Annotated in this window: 19 protein-coding genes and 1 tRNA gene; 8 read left to right on the top strand and 12 right to left on the bottom strand. The window is 43.2% G+C overall.

Features of this window, described 5'->3' with window-relative positions:
- Positions 1-8: 8 nt before the first annotated feature.
- Positions 9-83, top strand: a tRNA-Gly gene (locus ACZ2XM_RS06180).
- Positions 84-237: 154 nt separating this feature from the next.
- Here the strand turns inward: ACZ2XM_RS06180 and ACZ2XM_RS06175 are convergent.
- The 4 genes from ACZ2XM_RS06175 to ACZ2XM_RS06160 form a co-directional block, all read right to left on the bottom strand.
- Complete coding sequence (locus tag ACZ2XM_RS06175; RefSeq protein WP_490587528.1) at positions 238-537, bottom strand: AtuA-related protein; 300 nt, start codon at positions 535-537, stop codon at positions 238-240.
- The gene (locus ACZ2XM_RS06170) at positions 538-1,881 is read right to left on the bottom strand and encodes an acyclic terpene utilization AtuA family protein (RefSeq protein WP_490587527.1); all 1,344 of its coding nucleotides are present in this window, start codon (positions 1,879-1,881) and stop codon (positions 538-540) included.
- A 21-nt stretch (positions 1,882-1,902) separates the two neighbouring features.
- Entirely contained in the window at positions 1,903-3,192 is a 1,290-nt protein-coding gene (locus tag ACZ2XM_RS06165; protein ID WP_490587526.1) for a CitMHS family transporter, read from the bottom strand.
- A gap of 357 nt (positions 3,193-3,549) precedes the next feature.
- Positions 3,550-4,905 carry an aminotransferase-like domain-containing protein gene (locus ACZ2XM_RS06160; protein WP_490587525.1) on the bottom strand — a complete coding sequence of 452 codons (1,356 nt, stop codon included), beginning with the start codon at positions 4,903-4,905 and terminating at the stop codon, positions 3,550-3,552.
- Between the two features lie 971 nt (positions 4,906-5,876).
- Here ACZ2XM_RS06160 and ACZ2XM_RS06155 point away from each other — a divergent pair.
- A complete protein-coding gene (locus tag ACZ2XM_RS06155; RefSeq protein ID WP_490587524.1) occupies positions 5,877-6,740 on the top strand; it encodes a leucine-rich repeat domain-containing protein in 864 nt (287 codons plus the stop codon).
- Between the two features lie 190 nt (positions 6,741-6,930).
- Here ACZ2XM_RS06155 and rluF read toward each other — a convergent pair whose 3' ends face one another.
- The 5 genes from rluF to ACZ2XM_RS06130 all read right to left on the bottom strand — a co-directional run bounded on the left by rluF (position 6,931) and on the right by ACZ2XM_RS06130 (position 13,052).
- Entirely contained in the window at positions 6,931-7,929 is a 999-nt protein-coding gene (gene rluF, locus ACZ2XM_RS06150; RefSeq protein ID WP_490587523.1) for a 23S rRNA pseudouridine(2604) synthase RluF, read from the bottom strand.
- A gap of 284 nt (positions 7,930-8,213) precedes the next feature.
- The gene (locus ACZ2XM_RS06145; protein WP_490587522.1) at positions 8,214-8,654 is read right to left on the bottom strand and encodes an MgtC/SapB family protein; all 441 of its coding nucleotides are present in this window, start codon (positions 8,652-8,654) and stop codon (positions 8,214-8,216) included.
- Between the two features lie 229 nt (positions 8,655-8,883).
- Positions 8,884-9,885 carry a WG repeat-containing protein gene (locus tag ACZ2XM_RS06140; RefSeq protein WP_490587521.1) on the bottom strand — a complete coding sequence of 334 codons (1,002 nt, stop codon included), beginning with the start codon at positions 9,883-9,885 and terminating at the stop codon, positions 8,884-8,886.
- 156 nt (positions 9,886-10,041) lie between these two features.
- Entirely contained in the window at positions 10,042-12,243 is a 2,202-nt protein-coding gene (locus ACZ2XM_RS06135; protein WP_490587520.1) for a molybdopterin oxidoreductase family protein, read from the bottom strand.
- Positions 12,244-12,311: 68 nt separating this feature from the next.
- Positions 12,312-13,052, bottom strand: coding sequence for a TetR/AcrR family transcriptional regulator (locus ACZ2XM_RS06130; RefSeq protein WP_490587519.1), 741 nt, complete (start codon positions 13,050-13,052; stop codon positions 12,312-12,314).
- A 325-nt stretch (positions 13,053-13,377) separates the two neighbouring features.
- On the opposite strand from ACZ2XM_RS06130, the gene ACZ2XM_RS06125 reads away from it, so the two are divergent.
- Genes ACZ2XM_RS06125 through ACZ2XM_RS06100 form a run of 6 tightly spaced genes read left to right on the top strand, consistent with a single transcriptional unit; the run spans position 13,378 to position 19,562 of the window.
- On the top strand, positions 13,378-14,355 hold the full coding sequence (locus ACZ2XM_RS06125) for a trehalose-phosphatase (protein WP_490587518.1): 978 nt from the start codon (positions 13,378-13,380) through the stop codon (positions 14,353-14,355).
- A gap of 46 nt (positions 14,356-14,401) precedes the next feature.
- Positions 14,402-16,168, top strand: coding sequence for a trehalose-6-phosphate synthase (locus ACZ2XM_RS06120; RefSeq protein ID WP_490587517.1), 1,767 nt, complete (start codon positions 14,402-14,404; stop codon positions 16,166-16,168).
- A gap of 46 nt (positions 16,169-16,214) precedes the next feature.
- Positions 16,215-17,309 carry an acyl-CoA dehydrogenase gene (locus ACZ2XM_RS06115; protein WP_490587516.1) on the top strand — a complete coding sequence of 365 codons (1,095 nt, stop codon included), beginning with the start codon at positions 16,215-16,217 and terminating at the stop codon, positions 17,307-17,309.
- The gene (locus tag ACZ2XM_RS06110) at positions 17,297-18,109 is read left to right on the top strand and encodes a PIG-L deacetylase family protein (RefSeq protein WP_490587515.1); all 813 of its coding nucleotides are present in this window, start codon (positions 17,297-17,299) and stop codon (positions 18,107-18,109) included. Before ACZ2XM_RS06115 ends, ACZ2XM_RS06110 begins: the two co-directional genes overlap by 13 nt.
- Positions 18,102-18,839, top strand: a complete 738-nt coding sequence (locus ACZ2XM_RS06105) for a class I SAM-dependent DNA methyltransferase (RefSeq protein WP_490587514.1) — start codon at positions 18,102-18,104, stop codon at positions 18,837-18,839. Before ACZ2XM_RS06110 ends, ACZ2XM_RS06105 begins: the two co-directional genes overlap by 8 nt.
- Before the next feature lie 6 nt (positions 18,840-18,845).
- Entirely contained in the window at positions 18,846-19,562 is a 717-nt protein-coding gene (locus tag ACZ2XM_RS06100; protein WP_490587513.1) for a glycosyltransferase family 2 protein, read from the top strand.
- 221 nt (positions 19,563-19,783) lie between these two features.
- Here ACZ2XM_RS06100 and ACZ2XM_RS06095 read toward each other — a convergent pair whose 3' ends face one another.
- From ACZ2XM_RS06095 to ACZ2XM_RS06085, 3 genes are all read right to left on the bottom strand, one after another.
- Positions 19,784-21,490: a class I adenylate-forming enzyme family protein gene (locus ACZ2XM_RS06095; protein ID WP_490587512.1), complete on the bottom strand. Its 1,707-nt coding sequence runs from the start codon at positions 21,488-21,490 to the stop codon at positions 19,784-19,786.
- Between the two features lie 161 nt (positions 21,491-21,651).
- The gene (locus ACZ2XM_RS06090) at positions 21,652-23,169 is read right to left on the bottom strand and encodes a class I adenylate-forming enzyme family protein (RefSeq protein ID WP_490587511.1); all 1,518 of its coding nucleotides are present in this window, start codon (positions 23,167-23,169) and stop codon (positions 21,652-21,654) included.
- Positions 23,170-23,187: 18 nt separating this feature from the next.
- On the bottom strand, positions 23,188-24,516 hold the full coding sequence (locus tag ACZ2XM_RS06085) for a short-chain fatty acid transporter (RefSeq protein ID WP_490587510.1): 1,329 nt from the start codon (positions 24,514-24,516) through the stop codon (positions 23,188-23,190).
- Positions 24,517-24,665 lie beyond the last annotated feature (149 nt).

Genomic DNA, 24,665 nt, shown 5'->3' with positions numbered 1-24,665 from the left:
TGTAATTAGCGGGATTAGCTCAGTGGTAGAGCATAACCTTGCCAAGGTTGGGGTCGAGAGTTCGAATCTCTTATCCCGCTCCAAATACGCTTTGAAACATAAGCAACCGAAAAAAGCCTCATTACTCTTTGTTGAGTTTTGAGGCTTTTTTTTGTCTGGTTTTTGGGGCTTATCAATTTAACTGATATACACTTTTACTCTATCGAACACAACACTCTATTGAAGAGTTTTTCTCATTTATATGTCTAAATCCAATAATTTAGAACTTAAACTTTTCCCATGCATATCCTGTGCTAAGGATTTTGTAACACCACCACCTAAGGCTCCATACATAACAAAGTTGAATGCATGAAGGTTTGGCAGTTCATAGCGGACGACCTGTCCTTGAACAATGTCTTTGAACCATTCTTTTACTACCCTCTCAGTAACTTTCTCTTTAATTAACTGATAGTCTTCGCTTTTGAATGCTATAAGCGAAATATTTGATATATCACCTTTATCACCGGTTCGAGAATGAGCTATTTCGCGCAATTTCATTTATATTACCTCAAAATATGAAATTTTAATATTTGTATCTTCTTCTGGAATCAAAATTGAGCCTATTGAAACGATCTCTTTAATGTTCGAGCGTACCCCACCACCACCTGCAGGACCATTTGTATAAAGTGACTCCACTTCTCGAATAATAGCTTCAGCCATTACATTATTTTCGACTCTTGTAGCAATACGAAGTCTCACCTCATACGCTTCCTGCGTGCTCAGTATTTTTTTTCCGTATAATGAGTTCAGCCCGATAAAATCATAACGAATTTCAGTGAACTCTATGTTTTGAGCAGCTAGCCTTTTTTGAATAATTTCTTTTGCTAAATTGGCTCTTTGCACTGAGCCTGAACCCCCATAGCTGATTTCTGCCTCAGCAATGTAGCCCTCTTTATATCCTATACTGGTTTTTAGCAATCCTGTTTTTGGCTTACCAGTCCCCCCAAATACTCTAATGACATTGCTCTCTACCTCTTCGACTTGAATCTTAGAAAAGTCAGCAATAACATCGGGAGTCAGGTAGTTGGCTGGATCATGAATTTCATACAGCAATTGTTCTTTCACAGTTGCCAGAGAAACCAAACCGCCAGCGTCATCCAGTTTAGTAATGTTATAGTCACCTTTTTCGTCCACTGTCATAATCGGGAACCCTACGTTCCAAAGTTCTGGCACCTCTTTATATCCAGGATCTGCAAAATAGCCACCCGTGATTTGAGCACCGCACTCCATAAGATGGCCACCTATACTTCCTTTACCTAGCAGTTCAGTATCTTCAAAAGACCAGCCAAACTCATACATCATAGGCCCAAGAAATAGTGACGGATCAGCTGCTCGACCAGTAATCACGATATCAGCCCCCGATTCAAGCGCTTGAACAATTCCTTTTGCGCCAATATACGCGTTAGCAGATACAATTGACGAGCCAAGTTCTTTAATCTGTTTGTTGTTTTCTAATAGCTTTTTATTCTGATAATAATTAATTCTTGAAAATACATCATCGCCTGTGACTGCTGCTATTTTTAAATTATGTAACCCTTGCTTTTGTGCAATATTTTTGATCATTTCGGCAGCCGCTTCTGGATTAGCAGCACCCATATTGCTGATTATTTTTACTTTATTCTTCACACAAAGCGGTAACACCTGTTCCATGCGATATTCAAGCAAGCTATCATACCCTTGCTTTGGATTTTGCATTTTCAGTTGCTGTGCAATAGCAATCGTACGTTCTGCAAGACATTCAAAAACAATGTAATCGACTTCTCCGTACTGCATGATATCAAGTGCAGGTTGTAGCCGGTCATCTGAATAACCTGCGCCCGAACCAATTTTGATGGATTTCATAGCCTACTCCATTTTTTCTATTTATATAATTACACCGGTAATCACGGCCACTATAGTCATAACGATTGTGGTACCAAACGCCCATTTGAATACGAATTTTTGATGGTCAGCCAGCTCTACCCCTGCCAAACCAATTAATAAGAAGGTTGATGCGGTCAGTGGGCTCAATGGAAATCCCGTTGTCATTTGTCCCAACATCGATGCTTGACCAATTTGTACTGGATCAAGTCCGTAGGCACTGGCTGTTTGCGCGAGAATTGGCATGACACCAAAATAATAAGCATCTGGCGTGAAAATTAAACTTAATGGCATACCTATTACGGCGACAATAACGCCCATAGAGCCACCCACGGTCTCTGGAATGATATTGACCAATGAAGTAGCCATAGCAGTGATCATACCCGTGCCTGAAAGAATACCTGTAAAAATACCTGCTGCAAAAATAATAGAAACCACGGTAATCATGCCTACTGATTGGGTTCTTATTTGCTCCATCTGATCATTTGGTTTAGGGTAATTTATAAGGACAGCGACTGCGAATGCCACCATAAAGACAATTGGTAAAGGCAACCAAACTTGAACCAAGGCCACAATGGTTAGAATGGTTAAAATCAAGTTGAACCAAAACAGTTTCGGACGGCGCATACTGCGCTCTTCTTCCGTCATCTCATCATGTAAACTATGCTCCATATCTTTAACACCTAAGCGCTTACGCTCTTTTTTGCCCACCAGATATGCTACAAAAATAATCCAGACGATACCCGCTATAAAGGCTGGGATGATAGGATTAAATAATTGTGCCGTACTGACATCTAGTGCGGCGGCAGCTCTCGCGGTCGGCCCGCCCCAAGGCGTTAAGTTCATAGTGCCTGCGCCAAGAGCCACCATACCCGCCAGTACAATTCTGCTCATTCCTAACTTATTGTATAGAGGTAGCAGCGCAGGGATGGTAATCAAAAAAGTGGAAGCTCCCGACCCATCTAAGTGAGCAACCATCGCAATAATGACCGTTCCAATGGTAATTTTTACTGGATCTCCTTTAACCAGTTTTAAAATCCTCGAAATCATCGGATCAAATAAACCTGCATTATTCATCACGCCAAAAAACAAAATAGCAAATCCTAACATGATGCCTGTGGGTGCGACGCTGACAATACCGTCCAACATAAAGGTTCCCAGCTCACTGCCAAAACCACCAATTAAAGCAAAAATAATCGGTACTAAAATTAGCGAAACAATTACGGATACTTTCTTAGTCAGTATCAATCCCAAAAATACAGCAATCGTCAAAAATCCCAATAAAGCCAACAAATTTACTCTCCTTTTAAAAGTTAACTTCTTCCTTGTAATACCTTTACAATTCCACCTTGGCATAAGCTGATGACTTGCGTTAGGTGCTAATAGAAATACCACGGAAGGAATACGCTTCCAAGGGTACAGAGATGATTTTTCATATAAAACTGTACCCATTTTTAGTGGAAATTCATGCTTTAAGACAGGCAGTTAATGGGGAAAAGTGAGGTGTGGAGAGGTACAGCAATATCATCAAATATCACTATATTCTTAGAGTATTTTTACTGCATTGGCTTTTTGAAAGTACACTCTGAATATTTTCTAAAGACATTGAAAATAGAGCTAGTGCTGGTAAATACTGAGAATGACAAGGTTTTAGTGATTATTAAATATGATTGTTTTAATGAATTTAACCGTGGTTTTATCTATATAGAATTTATTAACTCTTAAAGCAAAATAAGCGGGGACAGATGGGAAAAACAGGTTGCCTGGAGCAATAAAAATATTATTACTTTTTGCATTATTAACCGCTTTTTTGTCATCCATCGGAATACGAAACCATAAAAAATTACCGCTGAAATTGTGAGGATAAAGCGTGAGTCCGTCAATTTTGCTCAGCGCGGTGATGGCAGCGTCTGATTTCTCATAAGATATACTTTTAAGTGCTTGTAGATGATTGGCTAAAGCACCGCTGGTGATGAGATGATTAAGAATATTTTCAGTAATTGATGAGGTGTTAATAACTGTAATCATTTTTAATCGTGTTAGTGATTTGATCACAGGTTTAGAAGCAGCTATAAAACCGCACCTGAGTGAAGCCGACACTGTTTTTGAAAAACTACTCACATAAATAACTGGACAATCTTTATTAAAAAAGTAACTTGCAGCGTTATTTCTTGTCAATAAAAATGGGTCATTTTCAACTATGAGCACATTATAATTCATGCATAATGCCTGAATAGCTACCATATTGTCGACAGTCAAGTCTGTCCCTGTCGGATTGTGGGCAAAAGGCTGTAAAAATAAAATCTTAGGGTGGGTTTTTTGGATGATGGACTCTAAATTGTTTAAATCTAAACCAAACTTAGTTCGCCTGATAGCATTTATATGGACTTGATGTAAGTCCAACTTACTAAATAATGGATAGTATCCAGGAGACTCTACGATGACATGATCTTCTTTGGTCAAAAAGTGCCTAATGATCAAGTCCAAACTGTGATTAGTACCATAGGTCATCAATAAATTCTGAGGCTCAACATTCAACTCACGCCTACTCAGGATATCCACAATTAGTCCTCGAAGTAAGACATTGCCCGATGGGTCACCATTGCCACGGTCGAAGTGTAATACTTCATCGCTTTCACTTACCTGCCCCAAGTAGCTTTCCAGATTAAGCCTATCCATATACTCTTTAGGGTAGCGTCCCGCACCAGGTTTATGGTGAGACTCGTTTATCATCTGTTGTTCTAATAAATCAATGCCAGTATAAAAAGGGGTTGAATTCAGCATCGGTGTATTGGATAAATCTTCACCGACATAAAATCCTGATTTCGGTAGCGCCTTGATCCAATGTTGCTCGAGTAAGATATTATAAGCATTTACTATTGTGTTCTTAGATACCTTGTGTTTTTCTGCCATCGCTCGAATCGAAGGTATTTTATCCCCAACTTTTTTTCTACCAGACTTGATATCATCAATGACCAATAGACATATTTCTTCGAACTTCTTCACCTTTCAACTCCAATTTAAATAGAAGACTTACTAAATACCATAGTAAACCTTTATAAGCATATAGCTTAAACTTCCTAATAGGACCAATTTAGCAATTAATAGGTTACTCAGAATAGACCCCTATAATGGCAGCCGATGCTGTATCAGTATCCTCGTAACCACCTTTTGGCATCTACTCTGCTTTAAAGCTCCTGCACAACCTTTCAGTTGGGACATTATCATAATAATTTCCACGACGGCTCATGCTTTGCATCATACCCACGCAACCAACGACTGATTCAGCAAAATTATTGCTGGTGTAATGGGTTCCCTAATCGAAGTGAATCAGCACATCAATTGGTTTCAGGCGGTTATGGTACGCCATCTGCAGCGCTTTAGCGGTCAGCACACTGTCAGGTTCAATTGACTGCTTTTAAGGCCTAGCTGAGCCATCAGCTTACCTGCCATATAGCGGGTCAGCTTGATGCCATAGTTATTCACAATTTAAATGTCTTCAATTTCTTGAAATTGCAATTTTGACAAAATAAAGACCGCTTGCTATGATAAAAAAACATCGTGGGTTTAAGGCTACTTCCAGCGCGATGAAAAACAAAGACTGGTAAAACGCACACCTCCTTTTCGCTCTGTAAGGTGACTGTGTCGTTTCAATTTGGCACAGACAGAGCAACAGGAGATTTCTTGATGACTATTTCTAGTCAATTTATTTCTATCTTTATATTTTCTAAAAACCTTTCTCATACTCAGTCAATGGGTCCTACGAGTACTTTTTGCCGTCCTCATTTTTTCAACAGGCCATCCGGTAAGCTTCACAACTCTTTATCATTCCTTTTAATGCTAAGCCACACTAAGCATAGGTTCTGCCTTGATGGTATTACTGCGCCTAATTACTTTTAATCTTGTCACATAGCAAGAAAACCAGCTAAAAATTTGAATGCACTCACCTCATTTAACGAATATTAAAAGGCAAAATTATGACAGCACATAGCGGTAAAACCAACCAAGACAACCATACTAATCACAAGCAAGATGCGGGAGTTGAAGACTGGATGTTAGAGATATGGGACTGGATGGATAACCATAATATGTATGGTAGCCCTGATAGCATTGTCCCTCGTGAGCCTGAAGCATTACTTCAGTTAGAGCGACTTGATTTAGGATATGGAAAATTAACGCATTATAACTATATTGATAATAAATCAGTATTACAAAGCGAAAGTGAGTCCACTAAGCCATTGCCAAGCGCTATCGGCAATTTAAAAAATCTAAAATATCTTAGATTGATAGGCTTTGCAGAGCTACCGGAAGAGATTGCGCAGCTAGATAAATTGGAGAAGCTGGTTTATATGCATAGCGCTTGTACTGAATTTTCAAAGGTATTGTGCCAATTAAAGACTCTTAAGTCGCTTAATATCTTTTCAAAAGCCTTAGAAAAACTTCCTGATGAGCTTGGCAATCTATCGGAGCTTACCAGTTTCGATATGAGAGGATCTAAGGTACAGCATCTACCCGACTCTATTGGCAATCTAACCAAGCTCACCAGTATTCAACTGTCTGCCAATAGAGATTTGAAGGACTTGCCTGATAGTCTCGGGAACTTAACAAACCTTGAAAAATTAGACATACGTGGTTCTGATTTAAAAACTTTGCCAAGCTCTATAGGTAATCTGAATCAACTAAAAAGCCTGGGGCTCTATCACAATGGGCTACAAAATCTGCCCGCCAGTATCACCAACCTAAAAGCATTGGAACAACTCGATGTTAGCGAAAATCCTCTCTCAGATATCTCAGACACTGTCAGTCAGTTTTTGGATAGGTTTGGCGGTCAAGCAACCTAGAAATGAGGTGACTTAGAGAAAAAGGCAGCTTAGAGAAAGTTATCTGTGACTATGGTTTATGACGCATAGATAAAGAAAATAAACAGCTATTAAACATCAAAAAACCCAGACCACTTAGGTAGTCTGGGTTTATGTATTACAAGTCTATCTCTTATAAACTGCTCTAATTAGGTAAACCATTCGCCCTAATCTATTTTCGCGAAGACCGACGCGGACCGCGACTTTTTGCAGGACCTCTACCATTAGAGGCCGGTTTGCCATTGCGTCCAGTCTTTTTGCTATCTCCAAATGGACGTCTGTCTTTTCCTCTAGAGCCCGTTGGTTTTTTAGGACCGTCTTTAGAATGTCTAGCATTCCCCTTTGCGCCATCCGCTGCTTCTGCAGACGCTTTGGACTTGGGTGAGTTATCGGCACGCGGTTTTTTTGGCGGCGTCTTATGAGATTTCTTGGGCTTAGTACTGCCATCTGAAGAGGAGCCTTCTATAGACTTAAGCAGCACTGCCAACTCTTTTTGGGTTAAATCTCGCCATTCACCAAGGGCAAGACCCTTAATATTCACATTCATGATCCGCGTACGTTCAAGCTTGACCACGTCATAGCCAAAATGCTCACACATACGCCGAATTTGACGGTTCAAACCCTGCACTAGCGTGATGTTAAAGACATTAGGCGACACTTTAGTAACCTTACATTTCTTTGTCATCTTGCCCAACATAGGCACGCCACCCGATAATCCCTTAATGAAACTATCCGTTATCGGCTTATTTACTGTTACCAAATACTCTTTCTCGTGATTATTACCCGCACGCAATACCTTATTGACTAGATCACCGTTATTGGTCAAAAAGATTAGACCTTGAGAGTCTTTATCCAAACGGCCAATGGGGAAAATACGGACGCCATGTTTAACAAAATCAACGATATTATCTTTTTCAGAGCTTTCTGTGGTGCTCACAATGCCCACGGGCTTATTCAAGACAATAAAAACAAAGTTGTTTTCGCCTTGTGGTTCAATGACCTGCCCGTTTACTCTAACCGTATCGCCAGCACCCACCTGATCACCGATCGAAGCACGCTTGCCATTGATGTACACATTACCTTGTTCAATAAAGCGGTCAGCGTCTCTGCGAGAGCAAATACCGCTGGCGCTGATGTATTTATTTAAACGAGTCGAGGAAGCGTTAAACATAGAGTACCGTTTTTACCTAATAAAAAGCCTTTCTTGCTAAAAAAAAGCTTAAATTGAATGAATAATAGACAATGAAATGGCTTACATTATATAGGAAATTCAGCGCTCGTTTCAGGAGAGATGGGCAGAGCCTAGAGATATACGCAAAATGGTATAAATTGGGATGGCGTAGTCAGAGCTTTTCAGGAAGTTACACGCCAGAGAAGCCGCTACTTGCTCCTGCCACCATCTTTAACAGCAGCAGGATGTTTTATCTTTAGAATTGCCGTTTGGCACAAGTATGCTTATTGCTCACCTTTTGGTTTTGCTTTGAACGGTTCTGAGAACTGCAAAATGAGGAAATTGACTACCGCCAATATAATTGCAATCTCGTAACGCCCATAAGCCACAGAAATCCCAATAGCAGCGGTATTCCATAAGCTCGCTGCAGTCGCGGTACCTTTGACCGTATCATTGCCTTTAAAGATGGCCCCACCACCGATAAAACCCATACCCGTAATAATAGCGTACATAATTCTCGCCTCAGGCTCTGATCCATGGTAGATATCGACAGCAACTAGCATGAAAGCGCACGAGGCAATACTCACTAGCGGAAAGGTTCTTAGCCCTGCCCCTTTATCTTTCATCTCACGATTAAGCGCAATCGGTAGCGAGAGTACGAAAGCAATGCCCAGTTGTAAAAAATGATACCTTAACAGGCTGAGGCTTAAGTCAAATTCAAACATAGCTCGTGACGCTCTTTCACAGGGAGTTATCAGCGAGACTGGCTTACGATGCAGCCAATCTCAGTAATTAGTTAATAAAAATCAGTAAATTAAGGATATATTTTTTTAAGAGGAATTTCTATATGTTGGTAAGTATATAGTCAATCTTATGTACTTTAATCACTAAGGTGTTATTAGTTACAGCCAGTATTGGCGCGGATAAATGGCCTTAACTATCAGTCTCAGCTATTTATTCATAATATTCAGGATGACGCACTTTCTCGATCTCATTCCAATCCGCAAAGGTCTTTTGCTCAATAATTTTGCCTTGTCTATTTAAGATATAGCGAGTGATACTGCCATAATCCATATAGGAGCCCGCCCCCGCTTTATTTAAGTTATATACCTCAAGCTTGCCGTCTTCATAACGACCCCCATCCACATCGATAGCGTCGCCCATCGGCTCAATATAGGCCATGTCATATTTAGGGGCGACTATCTGCTTGCCAGACTTATCAATGACGCCCCATTTACCCGTATCATAATCCCCTACTTTGACCACAGCGAGACCTTCAGAGAACTCCATTGCCCCATCCCATTTTGGCGGAATAGCTACCTTACCCGACTGGTCAATAAAACCAAACTTACCCTCTTCTCCCCAATCGCCCACTCTATATTTTGCTAAGCCTTCTGAATAATTGTCTAACCAATCAAATTTAAACGGCACGACAGTTTTGCCATTTTTATCGATAACACCATATTTTTCATTGCGACTCACTACGGCTAAACCATCATTAAAGTCGCCTGCGGTATCATATTGATAAGGAATCGTCAGCTTCTCCGATTTATTCATATAGCCATACTTACCATTTTTATAGACCGCTAATAGACCTTGATGAAAGTCTCGATAATCTATTATCACACCATCGAATAGTGGCGCTTCGTACTTAATAGGTATGACGAGCTTACCGGTTTCATTGATATAGCCTTGCAAATAGATGCCATCTTCATAACCATCTTTCATTATCGGTTTCATAATCGATACCCGCGCCAGCCCTTCAGAAAAGTCGCCACACCCTTCGTATTTGGCCGCAACTACGATTTGACCTTTGTCATTTTTATAGCCACAGCTATAGTTATCGCTTGATTCGTCTTGGAAGGCTTGCAGTCCCGCTAGTGCCGAACCTGAAGCTAATAATGCTCCTAGGCTTAGCGCTAACATCAGAAGTGGTTTTTTATTATTAGAGGGCATATTTTTGTCCTAAATTTTAGTTGGAATGGCATTCATTATATTATTCAACTAATATCGATTAATCAATGGTTTAGTAGTTTTACTTTTGCGTATTGTCTTGCAACTAAATAGGCTTTACTTGCCATCTAGCCCATATATTAATAAGCCTACTTACCCTTATCCTAAAGCTCCAGCAGTCGAGTCCTCAAGCTCAGACCGCAAATTAGCATCAGCCGCCACCTTTAGCGCCTCTAGCCGCACCGGTACCCCATTTACCGCCGCATTGCCACACAATGCATCGATTGCTGTATCGTCCGTTAGATCATTGACGCTGACCCCCGCATGCGCTTGAGCGATTTTTTGCTGCACCCCTTTACGCCCATGGCCCCAGCCGTGCGGAATACTCACTACCCCTGGCATCAGTTGCTCGGTGATCTCAGCCACGATGGTCACACTGCCCACCCTTGAGGTCACTTTGACATTTTGCCCGTCTGTAATAGCGTGGCTTTTGGCCGTGTCAGGGTGCAACATTAGCGTGCAGCGCGGCTTGCCTTTGACCAGACGCTGACTGTTATGGAGCCACGAGTTATTACTGCGTACATGCCGGCGACCGATCAACAGGATCTGCTCGGCATCATACTGTTGCCTCATCGTCTCTACCCGTGCCAGATCCGCCCGATAAAAATCTACGTTGAGATGGATCAGTCTGTCTTTGTGCGTCAAGGCTTGCGGCAAGCTGCTTTCTAGTGGTCCCAAATCGATACCGTGCGGGTGTTTTTTGAGTTTATTAAGGCTCATCTTTTGGTAAGGGCCACGCCTTAACCCTTGATCCAGTAAGAACTTGGGTCCCAATGTCTTGATCAGTCGTCGCTCGATCTTAGTGGCGATAGGCGCTTTTTTGTCCAAGCGTTGCGCCAGCTCTAGGTAGATTTGCCAATCGTGCATCGCCTTTTCTGGTTTAGCAAACAAAGCGGGAGAATACTTAGCCACATTGTGTACGGCAAAACCATTAAAGGTGAGGTCGTAATGGTCACGCTCTAGCGGCGATACGGGCGGTAAAATGATGTGGGCATGACGGCTAGTCTCTGTCAAGAAATAGTCAAAGGAGACCATAAAGTCTAGCTTGGCTAGCGCCTCGTCTAATTTTTCACCATTAGGCGTGCTCAATACTGGGTTGCCCGCGACCGTGATAAAGCCCTTGAGCTGCCCTTCGCCGGGTACCAGCATTTCATCGGCCATAGCGACGACCGGATACTCGCCATTGAAATCAGGCAGATTACTCACTCGGCTGTGGCGCTTGCCTAAGTATCCAGGACCGGTATTGCCGACCACATCGACGGCAGGCTGGGGAAACATGACCCCACCGACCTCATCCAAGCGACCTGTGACTAGGTTTATCACCATGATCAGGTACTGACTTAATAGACCGAAGGCCTGTACCGATACCCCCATGCGGCCATAACAAACAGCGCTGTCGGCCTCACAGAACTCTTGCACCAGACGCTTAATCTCAGCAGCAGGAATACCGGTAATATCGGCGACTGACTCGGCGCTATAGCCGGTAGCAAAAGTCTCAATTTGATCAATCTCTGGTGCCAGAGCCCCTGCTCTATTACGCGCTTGTGCCCTTTTGGCATAACCTTGAGCATAGATTTCGTTGAGCATGGCCAATAATAATAAAACATCGGTCGCTGGCCGAATAAAGTGATGCTCGCTGGCCATTTCAGCGGTCTCTGTGCGCCTAGGGTCAATGACCACCACCTTACCACCGCGGGCTTGGATGTCTTTTAGCTTTTGCCGCATATTCGGCGCCGACATAATGCTGCCGTTAGAGGCCAATGGATTGCCACCGATAATCAGCATATGTTGCGTGCGGTTGACGTCAGGTACAGGGATCCGCAACATATGACCGAATAAGTGCATACACACGATATGATGCGGCAGCTGGTCGATGGACGTGGCGGTAAAGCGGCTTCTGGTGTTGATGCTGCCAAGCAAATGCCGCACCGTCAGCATGCCGCCTAAATTATGTACGTTGGGGTTGCCCAGATAGATACCCACAGCGTTTTGGCCATGCTTTTTTTGTACAGATTTGATGCCCGCTGCGACTTTATCCAAAGCCTCAGACCAGCTGATTTTTTTCCAGCCCTCAGCCGTTCTCTCTACCGGCTGGCGCAGACGGTCCGGATCTTCATGCACATCTTCTAAAGCGGTCGCCTTAGGGCAGATATAGCCCTGCGAGAAAGGGTCTTCTTTATCCCCTTTGATTGACAGCACTTTTTTACCATCGTGCTTGATAACGATGCCACACATCGCTTCGCATAAATTGCAGGTTCTAAAATGGGTTTGTGCTTCAGTAGCGGTAGGCTGTTGCTGCATGGTCGGGCTTCCTTGTCTGTTTTTTCTATAGCTTTGTCTATAGAAATTCCTTTTTATTGACGGGGTGCTTATGCTTTGCTGGCGCTAAAAAAAGAAGCGAATAAGGTATCAAAATTTAGGCTCAATCTATGGATCGCTTGCGACTGCTCATAACGCTGTTGATAGCAGCCCAGTATGAGCTCGTGCACTTGAGCGGCCGCCATATCGACACATAGATGCACCTCGGTACGGCGAAAAGACGCCCCTGCTGCCGTGAGCCCTTGGATGAATATCTCTGTCCACTCGTACTGGATATCATTCATTAAGTGGCCCAAACCTTGGTTTGTTGAGCGTGGTTTGCTCAAAGACTTAGAGGGCAAATCTCGTTGGTCTACCTTGGGACTACAGCACATACGGTCTTCAAGTAGGCGCTGAAATAGATCAATATTCTGCAAGGCCACGGTAAATATCAGCGACAAACAATGCTGACAACGCTGATGAAATTGCTCTTTGCTCAATGTAGGATAATCCTGCAGCATATCGACCCAAGCGCTGCGCATCGGCAATAAATAACTCTCTGTTAATAGCTGCCCTAGCTCTTGTTGCAGCGCCTCTAAGCTCGCAAAATGATTATAAAAACTAGGCTGCGCAATTCCTGCCCCTTGTGTCACTTTATTCATACTCATACCACAAGAGCCTTCCAACTTGTAAAACCTTAGGGCACTTTTTAAGAGGTCACGACGGGTCTTAGCTTTGGCCAACTCTCGCTTCGAGACGGTCGCTGCTGGGGTATGCTGCTTAATAAGGGTTGAGTTAATAGATTCCTGCACTATGTGTCTGCCTTTATGCAATAAGATGATTTACTGGACAAAATAATTTCAGCTATAAGCTTATAGCTATCTAAACTATAAGTCTATAGCTGAGTTTTAAAGGAATATTTAGTCGTTGGAATAGTAGTTGGAATTGATTAAAACTATAGGGTTATTGAACTTAAAATACTTTTAGTTACACCCTCACAGCGGTGTCACTAGTAATGGATTTACTAAAAAAGGTAGCAAGTTACTTTTGTTTAGTGTTTCAATATTTAGTATCTCGCTGTAGCCGCTTGCCGAAGATATAAAATCAATTAAGAATAAAAACTAAAGAGGCATAACTATGACTCAAGTAATAGGCGCCCGTTTAGATAAATCTCCTAAATATCTGCAACCCAATCATCTTGCAGACTATTTATCCCCGCAGCAGAACTATGCTTTGTTCTTAGATATCGATGGCACACTGGCCGACTTTACCCTAAATCCAAAAGACAGCTTTATCCCAGAGAGTACCTTAGCGCTTTTACAGGAGATTCAAAATCGTGGCGTTCAAATCGCTATTGTGACCGGTCGTAGTCTTGCTGAAGCAAAGGCAATGCTATCGCCTCTGCAACTGCCGATTGCTGCCACTCACGGGTTAGAGATAGACTTTGCGGATGATGCCGACTATGACCATGATTATTACAATAACAGCGACAGCGATAAAATTAGTACCGGGCCAGTTGATAGCACCGTGCATGTCGATAGCACTGTGCAGGTCGATACCTGCGAACTTACTGCCATCAAGCAGACCATTCGCCAAGCCTGTCTATCCCATGATGGCTTTACCATAGAAGATAAACCGCATTCCGTTGCCTTACATTATCGGAAGAATCCTGCGTTAGCTGAGGTGGCTGCTGACATAATGGCCCAATCCTTAAAGGACTATCCCAATTGGGCATTAAAACCAGGCAAATACGTGTGGGAGGTAGCTCCCAAAGGGGTTAATAAAGGCAGCGCTATTTTGACCTTGCTGAATAAAATGCACACCAATACTAAGCTAGGCTATGGGCTTTGCCCTATTTTTATTGGGGATGATATTACGGATGAGGCAGGGTTTGCGGCAGTACAGGGAGATAACAGCTCTAATAAAACCAATGGAGTATCAACACTAAATCGTGCTATACCGGTATCACAAAACCCAATAACGGGCCTAGGTATAAAAGTTGGTATCGAGCCAACTTGTGCCCATTATTATGTGTATACTATTTATGAGGTACATTCTTTACTTAAGAGTTTTTTAATATTTATAAAACAATGTGGCGCTTCATCGCTTGACTGAGTAAACACTGCCTCGCCACCGTCAAAAAAATAACGAGATATGTGCTATGAGCCGTTTGATCGTTTTATCCAATCGAGTAAAGCTGCCGTGCCATGATCCTATGGCTGGAGGGCTTGCGGTAGCCTTGCACAATTTATTGCTCTGCAGCTCGGGGATCTGGATGGGCTGGGATGGCACCATCCTCGACACGAAAGGTGGCAAAGATAGCACGAATAATAGCGACTTAGAGTTTGCTAACAATGACTTTGATAGCACTTACAGCAAGTCCTCAGCCAGCACAGCGGGCCAAGCTGCTGATAGTAAAATCACTTATCTGACCACGGCTCTAACGACCTCGCAATATCAGCAATTTTACTGCGGGTTCGCCAATAATGTCCTGTGGCCTTTATTGCACGAGCGTAGTGATTTAATTTGCCAAGCCCCGCAAGATTATGTGGGCTATCAGGCGGTCAACCTGCTGTTTGCGAGACAATTAAAGCAAGTTATGCAACCCGATGATGTGATTTGGGTGCATGACTATCATTTTTTAAGCGTGGCCTATCATTGCCGGCAGTTGGGGATGCGCAATCGCATTGGGTTTTTTTTGCATATCCCGTTTGCCCCTTTAGCGTTTTGGCAACCGCTTGCGCAAAGTGCTGAGCTGATTCACCATCTTGCTCACTATGATATGCTTGGCGTGCAAACGTACCGCGATAAAGCCAATAGCAGCGTAGTCTTCGCACACTATTTAAAAAACTACCTAATAAGCGATGATTACCGGCAAGAAAAGGGAGCAATTGACTATAAAGTGATTAATCGTTTAAAAGACTCACAACCACAGGCTGTGACCACCCAAGCAAATTCTGCTAAGACTAGCCGGTCAGCGCCGCTCTCATTACTCCTTAAGGTAGACTCCAAGTCTGCTGCCCCGCACCTGCTAGCCATTAACGCCTATCCCATCGGGGTTAATGTAGCGAAAATCCAACAGCAAGTCAGTCATTTACCCTCACAAACACTCTGTCACTCTTCAAACCCTATCCAGAAAAATAACGCTATAAAATCTGCTGCTCAACAGATTATTGCGGTGGATAGGATTGATTATTCTAAGGGTCTATTAAAGCGCTTTTCGGCGTATCAGTCTTTTTTGCAGCAGTATCCCCTCTATCAAAATCAACTTAAATTATTACAGATTGCCTGTCCAAGTCGGTTAAGCTTACCTGTATACCAACGGCTTTATGATGAAGTGAGACAAACGGTTAATGAGGTTAATCAGCAATTTATACCTAGCGAGTGTGCAACAGCTAGCTTTATGGCCACTGCTTTAAAAGCCAATACTGTAGAGGCAAGCCATGTAGAGACCAACCACACTGGTAATTCTTGGCAACCGATCACTTATAATGAAAGTGTGTTAAGCCATGCGGCCTTAATGACGGTGTTTTGGCAGAGTGATGTTGGTTGGGTGAATTCGCTAAAAGATGGTATGAATCTGGTTGCCAAAGAATATATTGCGGCGCAAAATCCTGATAATCCTGGGGTATTGTTGTTGTCACGCTATGCTGGGGCATCTGAGCAAATGCAAGCCGCAGTCATTATCGATCCACAAGAGCCTGAAAATATCATTGATGGTTTAAGAACGGCTTTAACGATGCCTTTAGCAGAGCGCAAAACTCGCTATCAACTGTTATTACAGGGGTTGCAACAAGATGATTTACACAGCTGGCAGCAGCGTTTTTTAGAAGATTTGTACGGGCAAAAACAGCCAATAATGCGTAGCCAACGCTTTGCCACAGAGTCATTAACTGACTTGCCGCCCCTATCTTATAAGCACAAGTAAGCTCATATAAACAACTAGGCTCATAAGAATAAGTAGGAACCGTCCGATGTTAGCTAGCAAAAATTCTTTATTACTCAACATTCAAGCCGCTATAACGGCGCTTATAGCCAGTGATGGTCAAACCTTGCAGTCGCTGGTTATGAGTGACAAATTACGCCATGAGATATTAGCCGTTTTAGTGACTTATAGCCCCAAAATCCCTCATCCTGCCCATGGTAGCGCAGATAGTCCGAGCACCTTATACCGCTGGCAAATTTTGGCCTATGTTGCGGGTATTGATTTAACGATTGCCAAATGGTTTGAATCGCACTTAGATGCTTTAAGTATCCTCCATGAGCTGGGCTATGAGCAATCGACTGCAGCACTGTGGGCGATTTGGGCGGCTGAAGGTCATCCCGACCCTATTCGTTATGAGCAAGGCAAAGTTAGCGGCACCAAAGGGTGGTGCTCAGGAGCTAATATGGTGGATCATGGGCTGCTGACCTACCGAGATGATGATGGTCAGTCGCAATTACTTATCGTAGCTATGCAGCAGCCTGGGATTGCAATTGATAATAGCGAATGGCAAGCGGTGGGGATGCAAGCTACCGATACGGCCACAGTGAAGTTTAATCAGGTAGCGGCTAGCAAGGTGGGCGCGCCGAATGCCTATCTGGACCGGGTTGGGTTTTGGCATGGCGCAGCAGGTGTTGCCGCTTGTTGGTATGGCTCTGCAGCTGAACTAGCCGCTTATTTAATCGAAGCTTACCAGCACAAACCTAATGATTATAAAGCCATGTATTTGGGGCAGATTAGCACTGCATTGACTATAACCCAGCAGTATTTTCGTCATATGGCAGAGTTAATAGATACTCAACCACAGGATAGCCATGAGCTCACCATCCGCCAATTAAGAGCCCAAGTTGAACAGACGGCTCGGCTCGTAATAGACACTGTCGGTCAGGCGTTAGGGGCAGCACCATTTTGTCGTAATGCTCATTTCGCCCGATTATCGGCAGATTTAGCCGTATTTATTCGCCAAAGTCATGGGGCTTTCGATAGTCAAAAAATTGGCGAGTTAACCAGCCAGCTAGCCAGCCAAGACGCTAGTGATTCAGCGGACAGCTTGACTGCAACACGGGACAATATATGGCAACTATAGCTGTTAAGCCGTTAGAAACATCTGAGAACCTCCACCCTATTGTTGGTGACCGAGTCATAGAAGGTAATGGTACCAGTTCAGAGACATGGCAAAATTGGCAAGGTTTGCAAGCGTTACCACGATTCAATACAGCTGATACTTTTGCTCCGCAGCGACGCGTATGTATTTTTTCACCGCACCCTGATGATGAGATACTAGGCTGTGGCGGTTTGCTACAGCAAGTAGCGGCGAACGGCAATCCTATCGTACTAATCCATGTGACCAATGGAACGCAAAGCCATCCTGACTCGCAGATTTATCCACCGGAACAGTTGGATAGCATCCGACCACAAGAGAGCCAGTCAGCGCTACAGGCCTTGGGTATTGCACAGCAAGTCACAACTATTGGGCTAGGTTTGACGGATGGCAACGTCTTTAATGAGCAAGCGCAATTTAATGAGCAGTTAACCGCTATCATTCAGCCTAACGATATTTTAGTGGCGCCTTTCGCCCATGACGGCCATCCTGATCATGAGGCCACCGGTCAAGTCGTTGCCGCCTTTGCTAAGCAGCATCAGCTAGCATGTTATCAAGTGTTGATTTGGGCGTGGCATTGGGCAAAGCCTGCTGATCATCGTATTCCTTGGCACTGTGCTACAAGAGTCGATTTGACCACGGAACAAGCCGAGCGTAAAGCTCAAGCTATTACTTGTTTTAAAAGCCAAATTACCGTGGATGAAAGTACCGGTAACCCGCCCATACTATCCCCGCAAACTATCGCTAGAATTAGCCAGCCTTGGGAAGTTTATTTATATGAGTGATACTCGCACAGACGACCAATCTAATATCTATTCAGAAAGCTATTTTGATACGTTATACAGCGGTAATAGTGACCCTTGGCAGTATCAGACCCGCTGGTATGAACAGCGCAAACGCGATATGTGCTTAGCCGTATTGCCGCAAGCTCATTATAGTAATGCTATTGAGTTGGGTTGTGGCAATGGCGTATTTAGTGAATTACTGGCGCAACGGTGTCAGGCTTTGCTTAGTATTGATGGCAATAATAAAGCGGTGCAACTGGCTAGGCAGCGTCTGATAGACACGCCGCACGTTAAGGTCATTCAAGGAATTATTCCTAGTGTCTTATTAAATCTAACAGAGGTGCTCGAGCAAACTTATCCTTCGTCAGAATTACCAAAAAGCTCGCTCACTACTACTCCACTCTTTGATTTAATCGTCATTAGTGAAATTTTATATTATTTATCAGCCGATGATATTGATGAGGTTATTACTTGGATCGGACAAAATCTAGCTGAAGGCGGTACTCTATTGTGCTGTCACTGGCGTTACCCTATTGAAGGCTTTGCGATGACTGGTGAAACGGTACATCAACGTTTTTATAAAGCCTTTAATGGAGCTAATGATGCCAATACTGCCAACTCTAAACCAATGACTTTTACCCAGCAAAGTCAGACAGTAGATAGAGACTTTCTACTGGATGTCTGGCAAAATTCGTCAAAGTCAGTTGCAATGCAAGAAAGCTTGGTATAAAGGGGTATGAAAGTCGATAAAATCACCGCAGATATAAGGCCACAGACAAAGATAGCCATTGTGATTCCCGCTCATAACGAGGAGCTGACCATTACTCAGTGCTTAACCTCGATAAAGAGTGCTATCGAGCAATTGCCTGCAAACATTACGGCGTATCCGTTGGTAGTCTTGGACAGCTGTAGTGATGACACACTGGCGTTGGTAAAAGCGGCGGAAGTCGATTATATAGCTGGTAATTATCGCTGTGTTGGGCAAGCACGCGATGTAGGCATTCGTCATGCTATCGATAACTATAGCGCGACTTGGCTCGCCTGCACCGATGCCGATACAGTAGTGACAGACGATTGGTTGCTGCAGCAAATCGCCCATATTAACAGTCAGCCTACCGATATGATTTGTGGCGTGGTGAGTATTGACAGTTGGGCGCATCTCTCGCCGCAGACGCGCAAAGAATATCTCGCGCATTATCAAGATAAGATGGGCCATCATCATATTCATGGCGCTAATTTAAGCTTTAGTAGTGCGGCTTATGTCGCTGTCGGTGGCTTTGCGCCCTTACCTTGTCATGAAGATGTGGTTTTAGTTGAGCAGTTTGAGAATGCAGGCTATGCGATTACTTGGAGCAATCGGGTGCGGGTGATTACTAGCAGTCGCTTGCAAGCACGGACAAGCGAAGGCTTTGCGGCATTTTTGGTAAAGTTAGAACAGAGCAATTCATCCTAGCTATATTTAAAAATCCTCATAAAATCCTACTTAAGAAATACTTTTAGCAAACTAAGATAATTCAAACCTACTCTAATTTCAACACTCATAGAAAAAGGCCACCAATGCTATTTAGAAATAGAATTGATAGCCTTTTTTGTTTTGTACGTTTTATTTAGGTACTGGTTATTTAGCTGCTAGTCTTAAAGATAGACCATACCAACTTATCAGCCCACTAAAATTTATTCCGTTAATTGCTCACGCAGCGCTGTTTTAAGCACTTTACCGATAGCGTTCCGTGGTAACGAGTCTACGATTTCTAAGCGCTCTACTTGTTTAAAGATGGCCACGCCTTTATCGTCACGCAGATAATTGTTAATAGCCTCTAATTCTACCACCTGATCCTTTTTAGGGACGACAAAAGCACAAACACGCTCCCCCATAATCTTATCAGGGGCGCCAACAATCGCTACATCGGCAATAGCTGGATAAGCCATTAATAAGGTTTCAATTTCTACGGGCGAGATATTCATCCCTCCACGAATCACCACATCTTTTAAGCGACCAAAGTACTCTAAAAACTCTTTGTCCTCGCCGGCAATTCGGAATAAATCACCCGTTTTAAACCAGCCATCCGCATCAAAAGAGCGGGCGGTGACCTCAGGCGCACGCCAGTACCCTGAGAATACTGCCGGTCCTTTAACCCGTAGCTCCCCGATAACCCCAACTTCTAAGATTTCCTCTTCGGTATCAGGATCAACAATACGCGCTTCAAAGCCATCTGTGGTTAATGAACCATCTTTACTTTGCGCAAAAAATCTAGGGAAATAGCGAGCTCTAAGCACAGGGTCAGAGATAACCCCGTACGAGCTCATCAAAGCAGAGCCTTCATTGGAGCCAAAAAGGTTAGTGATGTGTACATCATATTTTTCTTGATAGCCGGTGACCATCCATTCGGACAATGGTGCAGACCCAGAGCCAATAGTTCTTAAGCGGTCAAAGTTGATGCCTTTTAGCATGTCATCGTTTTGCAGTAATAGATTCAGCAATGTTGGTGGCGCTGAAGTATTGGTAATATCTTCATCGCGAATTTGCTGAATAAACAAGCCTAAATCAAAAGGATGATGCTGTACTAATGTCCCACCGTTGATTGCCCAAGCAAAGAAGCAGGTGCCAATACCGGCCATGTTGACCATAGGGAAAGGATTTAGGAAATTAGCGTTGCTCTGTACTTCATTCGCCTCACTAATCAATCGTGCTATAGACAGCCATTCGTTATAACTTCTGGGCACGCCTTTAGGAGAAGATTCTGTGCCTGAAGTCCAGCAAATGGTAAAGACATCGTCTGCGCAGACATTAGCAGTATTAACGGCGTCTGCCACCGCAGCAGCATCGTCATCTGTATAATTTAGCAGCTCGGCTTCTACCACTACCACATCGATGCTGTCATCCACATCACCCAGGCAAAATACTTTTTCCAGCATGGGACTAGCGGCCTGCAAACGTAGAGCTAGCGCAGCGTGATCACAGTTGCCAATACAAGCGGCGGTAATAATAGCTTTGGCATCTACTTGCTGAGCAATGTCTTTAAGCTCATTATCACGGTACAGCGTCGGCACAGGGCTGACAATGATACCTAAGCGAGCACAAGTTAAATAAACAATAGACAGATCAACGATATTGGGCAGCTGTACGATTAAAACATCATCTTTTTTTAGACCATGTCTCGTAAACATAGCGGCATAGCGCATGACCCGCTCTTCAGACTGCTGCCAAGTGAGTCTAGTAGGCTCGCGGCCATAAAGATCCATCGTATTGGGCGCATCAACGAGAGCCATATTATCAGGATGGTCAGCGGTATGCTTTTTGAAGATATCATCTAGCGTGACTTCTTGCCACCAGCCTTTCTCTTTATAGTTTTCGATTCTTTCTTTTGGAATAACAATCATTTATCCACATCCTTATGTCGTTTAAATTTAAAATCAGCACGCTAGCTGGTTGGTTTTTTTAAAGCTTAAAATAGCTGTAATGGCCTTTAAGCCGTCTCCTGCATCATAGCATTGATACAGGAAACGGATGTGCTCTAAAAATTACTGTTGAGATATTTGAATCACTTGTTACGCAATAAATTTTTCTGAATTTTCCCAATAGAAGTTCTAGGAAAATCATCGATGATGCGAAACTCTTGCGGCACCTTAAAATAGGACAAATACTGCTCACAAAACTGCCTTAACTCATCATCTGTAACTTGCTGCCCCTCGTATATTTTAATATAGGCTATAACGGCCTCTTCACGCAGGTGATCGGGCTCACCGACCACAGCGCAAGCTTGTACAGCTGGATGTCCCGATAGAATATTTTCAATCTCCATTGACGAGATGTTTTCGCCTGCTCGTTTAATCATATCTTTATTGCGATCGACAAACCAAATAAAACCGTCGCTATTGATATAGCCATTATCTCCCGTAAACAGCCAGCCATTTTGCAGCGTTTTTGCCGTAGCTTCTGGGTTTTTATAATAGCCTTTCATCAGCGAAGGACCAGTCAATACAATCTCCCCTACAGCCAAAGGGGGCAGCTCTTGTCCGTCTTCATCCAAGATTTTCACCTGATGACCGAGTGCAGCTTTGCCAATGGCGTAGATACCCGTCTTTGGGTCAGTAGGCATCTCTTCGTATAGCGGCGTGACAATATTGGAAGTGATAGATTCAGTTAAGCCATACCACTGGAACAACTTAATGCCAAAACGTTGTTGAAATTTATCAAGGTCATCTACTGTGACTTGTAAACCATAAGCGGCTTGACGAATGCTGTTAGGCTTTTCATTAGCTTGCGCAGGGGACTCTAGCAGCATCTTAATAATAGTGGCTGTTAAGCTGCTCACCGTCGGTTGGTGTTTTGCTACCGTGTCCCAAAACGTTGAGGAGCTAAAGCGTCTTTCTAAAACTATAGTACCGCCACAAACGAGCATGGCCATAGAGGTATAGTATTGCGAGTTAACATGAAACAAAGGTAAAAAGATAAAATAGCGGTCTGCTGGGGTTAATTGCTGATATAGAACAGATGAGTGACCCGCAAATAAGTAATTCTCATGGGTAATCAGTACCCCTTTTGGCTTAGCCGTAGTGCCTGAGGTATACATGATGGCGGCGACATCATCCGGTGTAACCGCACAATCGATGCTATCGTCAGATAATAGCGACAGTTCCTCTGACCAAGTCAAATCGCTATCTTGACAAAAAGCCAAGTTTCTTTGACCTGCCGTTTCGATATGGCGGGCATCAACCAGTTCTTTTTCGTAAATAAAACCTTTGCTTTCAGAATGCTCTAAAAAATAATCTAATTCAGAAGCTGTAGAGGCTGTGTTAATAGGCAGCAGTACAGCCCCTATCGCTCCGCAAGCCAACCAAGCTTCATAAAATAATGGTGAATTACCTAAGAAAACCGCTACGACATCTCCTTTGTTAATGCCTTGTTGTGTCAACCAACGTGCCAGTTGATTCACGCGTTGCAACATCGAAGTGTAGGTGCGGTGACAGTCGCCAAAAATGACAAAATCTTTTTCAGGATGCTTTATGGTTTGCTTTTTTAGCATCGTATAAGTCGTGTGGTGGCCATGCGTTAGCATAAATAAAACTCCTTTTTATTAAGAAATTAACGGAATGACAGTGACAATAACGCCACTTACAATCATTAATAAAACCATCGAAACCAGACAATATCCCCAAATGTCTTTTAACCCGAGTCCTGATAGGCCCAGTGCAGGGAGCACAAAGAAAGGCTGCATCAAGTTGGTTACTAAATCACCAATGGTTACAGTGTTGACGACCGTAGCAATAGGAATACCATAGGCGCGCGATGCCTCTAGCATAATTGGTCCCTGAATTTGCCACTGGCCACCCGCTGAGGGCACAAAGACGTTCACAAGGGCTGCTGATAACATGGACAGCAAGGGAAAGGTATATTCGTTTGAAATAGAAACGAAAGATTGAGAGATGACAGTGATCAATCCTGAGCCGACCATCATACCCATAATGCCGGCATAAAAAGGGAACTGTAAAAGAATACCGGACGCTGAAGGCATACCAGCGGTAATAGCATTCACATAACTTACAGGAGTGCCATGAAGGGCGAGACCCAAAATAATGAAAAAGAAATTTAAAATGTTAAGCTCTAGGTTAAAGCCATTTAACACCACATATTGACCCAGCCACAGCATGCCTAGTGCCACGAGGATATAATTAATAATTTTGCTACGGTCGAGTTTTTCAGCAAAAGTTTTAGCTTCTGCAAATTCTTCTACGACGAAAACATCTACGTCTGCTTCAAAAGGAATCACTTCCTCTGGCTTTGGCATCATCTTGATATAAATAAACAACACTACAGCCAGTCCAATAAGGGCAGTGAGCATTAGGGTTGGACTGAAGATGGTTTGCGACAATGGAATGAGGCCGATTTCCGCTTCAAGCGAGTGACCAGGAGTATTCACGAGTAGCGGCGCAGTGACCGTAATACTGGCCGGTAATACGGCAATAGTACCGGTATAAGAGGCGGCTATTAGAATACGAAAGTCAGCAGTTTTGACATTTTTTGCGACTTCAATAGCGAATAGCGTCCCTAGTACTAGACCAAGCCCCCAACTAAGATAGCCAGCAACAGCAGCGACCAGAATGGTCATGATTAATGCGGACTTCTGTGTTTTCGGTATTGAGGCCATACGTAGCATCAATTTTTGTACAGGTGGGGCTTTAACCAAGGCATAACCCGTGATTAATATTAAAATCATTTGCGTGGTAAAGGCTAAAAAGTTCCAAAACCCGCCATACCAATGGGTCGTCATCTCAGTTACGGTTTGGTTAGTCACCGTTACCCCAAGAATCATAGTAATAAAAGTTAGTAGAATGGCAAAGATAAAAGCATTGGGTAAATAGTTTTCGACCCCAACATTAAAACTTTGTGAGATTTTGCGTAACATGTGGCTGTACTCCCTTCCTTGGTAGGCGCTTACACTCTTCCATGTATAGTGTATGACGGTATAAATTTATCTAAAATTTCCTAATGCTTACTGCGGCTTACCTGATGTAGCTAATAAAATAAATAAAACTTGAAGGCTTATAAATTTTA

It is taken from the genome of Psychrobacter sp. CoH-33_TS_01 (assembly GCF_058189395.1).
Note: the sequence above shows the minus strand (reverse complement) of the source record. Positions and strands in the feature narration are given on the sequence as shown.

Excerpts from the sequence above, each read along its gene's own strand:
- ACZ2XM_RS06175 (WP_490587528.1), bottom strand. The coding sequence starts at position 537 with ATGAAATTGCGCGAAATAGCTCATTCTCGAACCGGTGATAAAGGTGAT.
- ACZ2XM_RS06170 (WP_490587527.1), bottom strand. The coding sequence starts at position 1,881 with ATGAAATCCATCAAAATTGGTTCGGGCGCAGGTTATTCAGATGACCGG.
- ACZ2XM_RS06155 (WP_490587524.1), top strand. The coding sequence starts at position 5,877 with ATGACAGCACATAGCGGTAAAACCAACCAAGACAACCATACTAATCAC.
- rluF (WP_490587523.1), bottom strand. The coding sequence starts at position 7,929 with ATGTTTAACGCTTCCTCGACTCGTTTAAATAAATACATCAGCGCCAGC.
- ACZ2XM_RS06145 (WP_490587522.1), bottom strand. The coding sequence starts at position 8,654 with ATGTTTGAATTTGACTTAAGCCTCAGCCTGTTAAGGTATCATTTTTTA.
- ACZ2XM_RS06140 (WP_490587521.1), bottom strand. The coding sequence starts at position 9,885 with ATGCCCTCTAATAATAAAAAACCACTTCTGATGTTAGCGCTAAGCCTA.
- ACZ2XM_RS06135 (WP_490587520.1), bottom strand. The coding sequence starts at position 12,243 with ATGCAGCAACAGCCTACCGCTACTGAAGCACAAACCCATTTTAGAACC.
- ACZ2XM_RS06125 (WP_490587518.1), top strand. The coding sequence starts at position 13,378 with ATGACTCAAGTAATAGGCGCCCGTTTAGATAAATCTCCTAAATATCTG.
- ACZ2XM_RS06120 (WP_490587517.1), top strand. The coding sequence starts at position 14,402 with ATGAGCCGTTTGATCGTTTTATCCAATCGAGTAAAGCTGCCGTGCCAT.
- ACZ2XM_RS06115 (WP_490587516.1), top strand. The coding sequence starts at position 16,215 with ATGTTAGCTAGCAAAAATTCTTTATTACTCAACATTCAAGCCGCTATA.
- ACZ2XM_RS06110 (WP_490587515.1), top strand. The coding sequence starts at position 17,297 with ATGGCAACTATAGCTGTTAAGCCGTTAGAAACATCTGAGAACCTCCAC.
- ACZ2XM_RS06105 (WP_490587514.1), top strand. The coding sequence starts at position 18,102 with ATGAGTGATACTCGCACAGACGACCAATCTAATATCTATTCAGAAAGC.
- ACZ2XM_RS06100 (WP_490587513.1), top strand. The coding sequence starts at position 18,846 with ATGAAAGTCGATAAAATCACCGCAGATATAAGGCCACAGACAAAGATA.
- ACZ2XM_RS06095 (WP_490587512.1), bottom strand. The coding sequence starts at position 21,490 with ATGATTGTTATTCCAAAAGAAAGAATCGAAAACTATAAAGAGAAAGGC.
- ACZ2XM_RS06090 (WP_490587511.1), bottom strand. The coding sequence starts at position 23,169 with ATGCTAACGCATGGCCACCACACGACTTATACGATGCTAAAAAAGCAA.
- ACZ2XM_RS06085 (WP_490587510.1), bottom strand. The coding sequence starts at position 24,516 with ATGTTACGCAAAATCTCACAAAGTTTTAATGTTGGGGTCGAAAACTAT.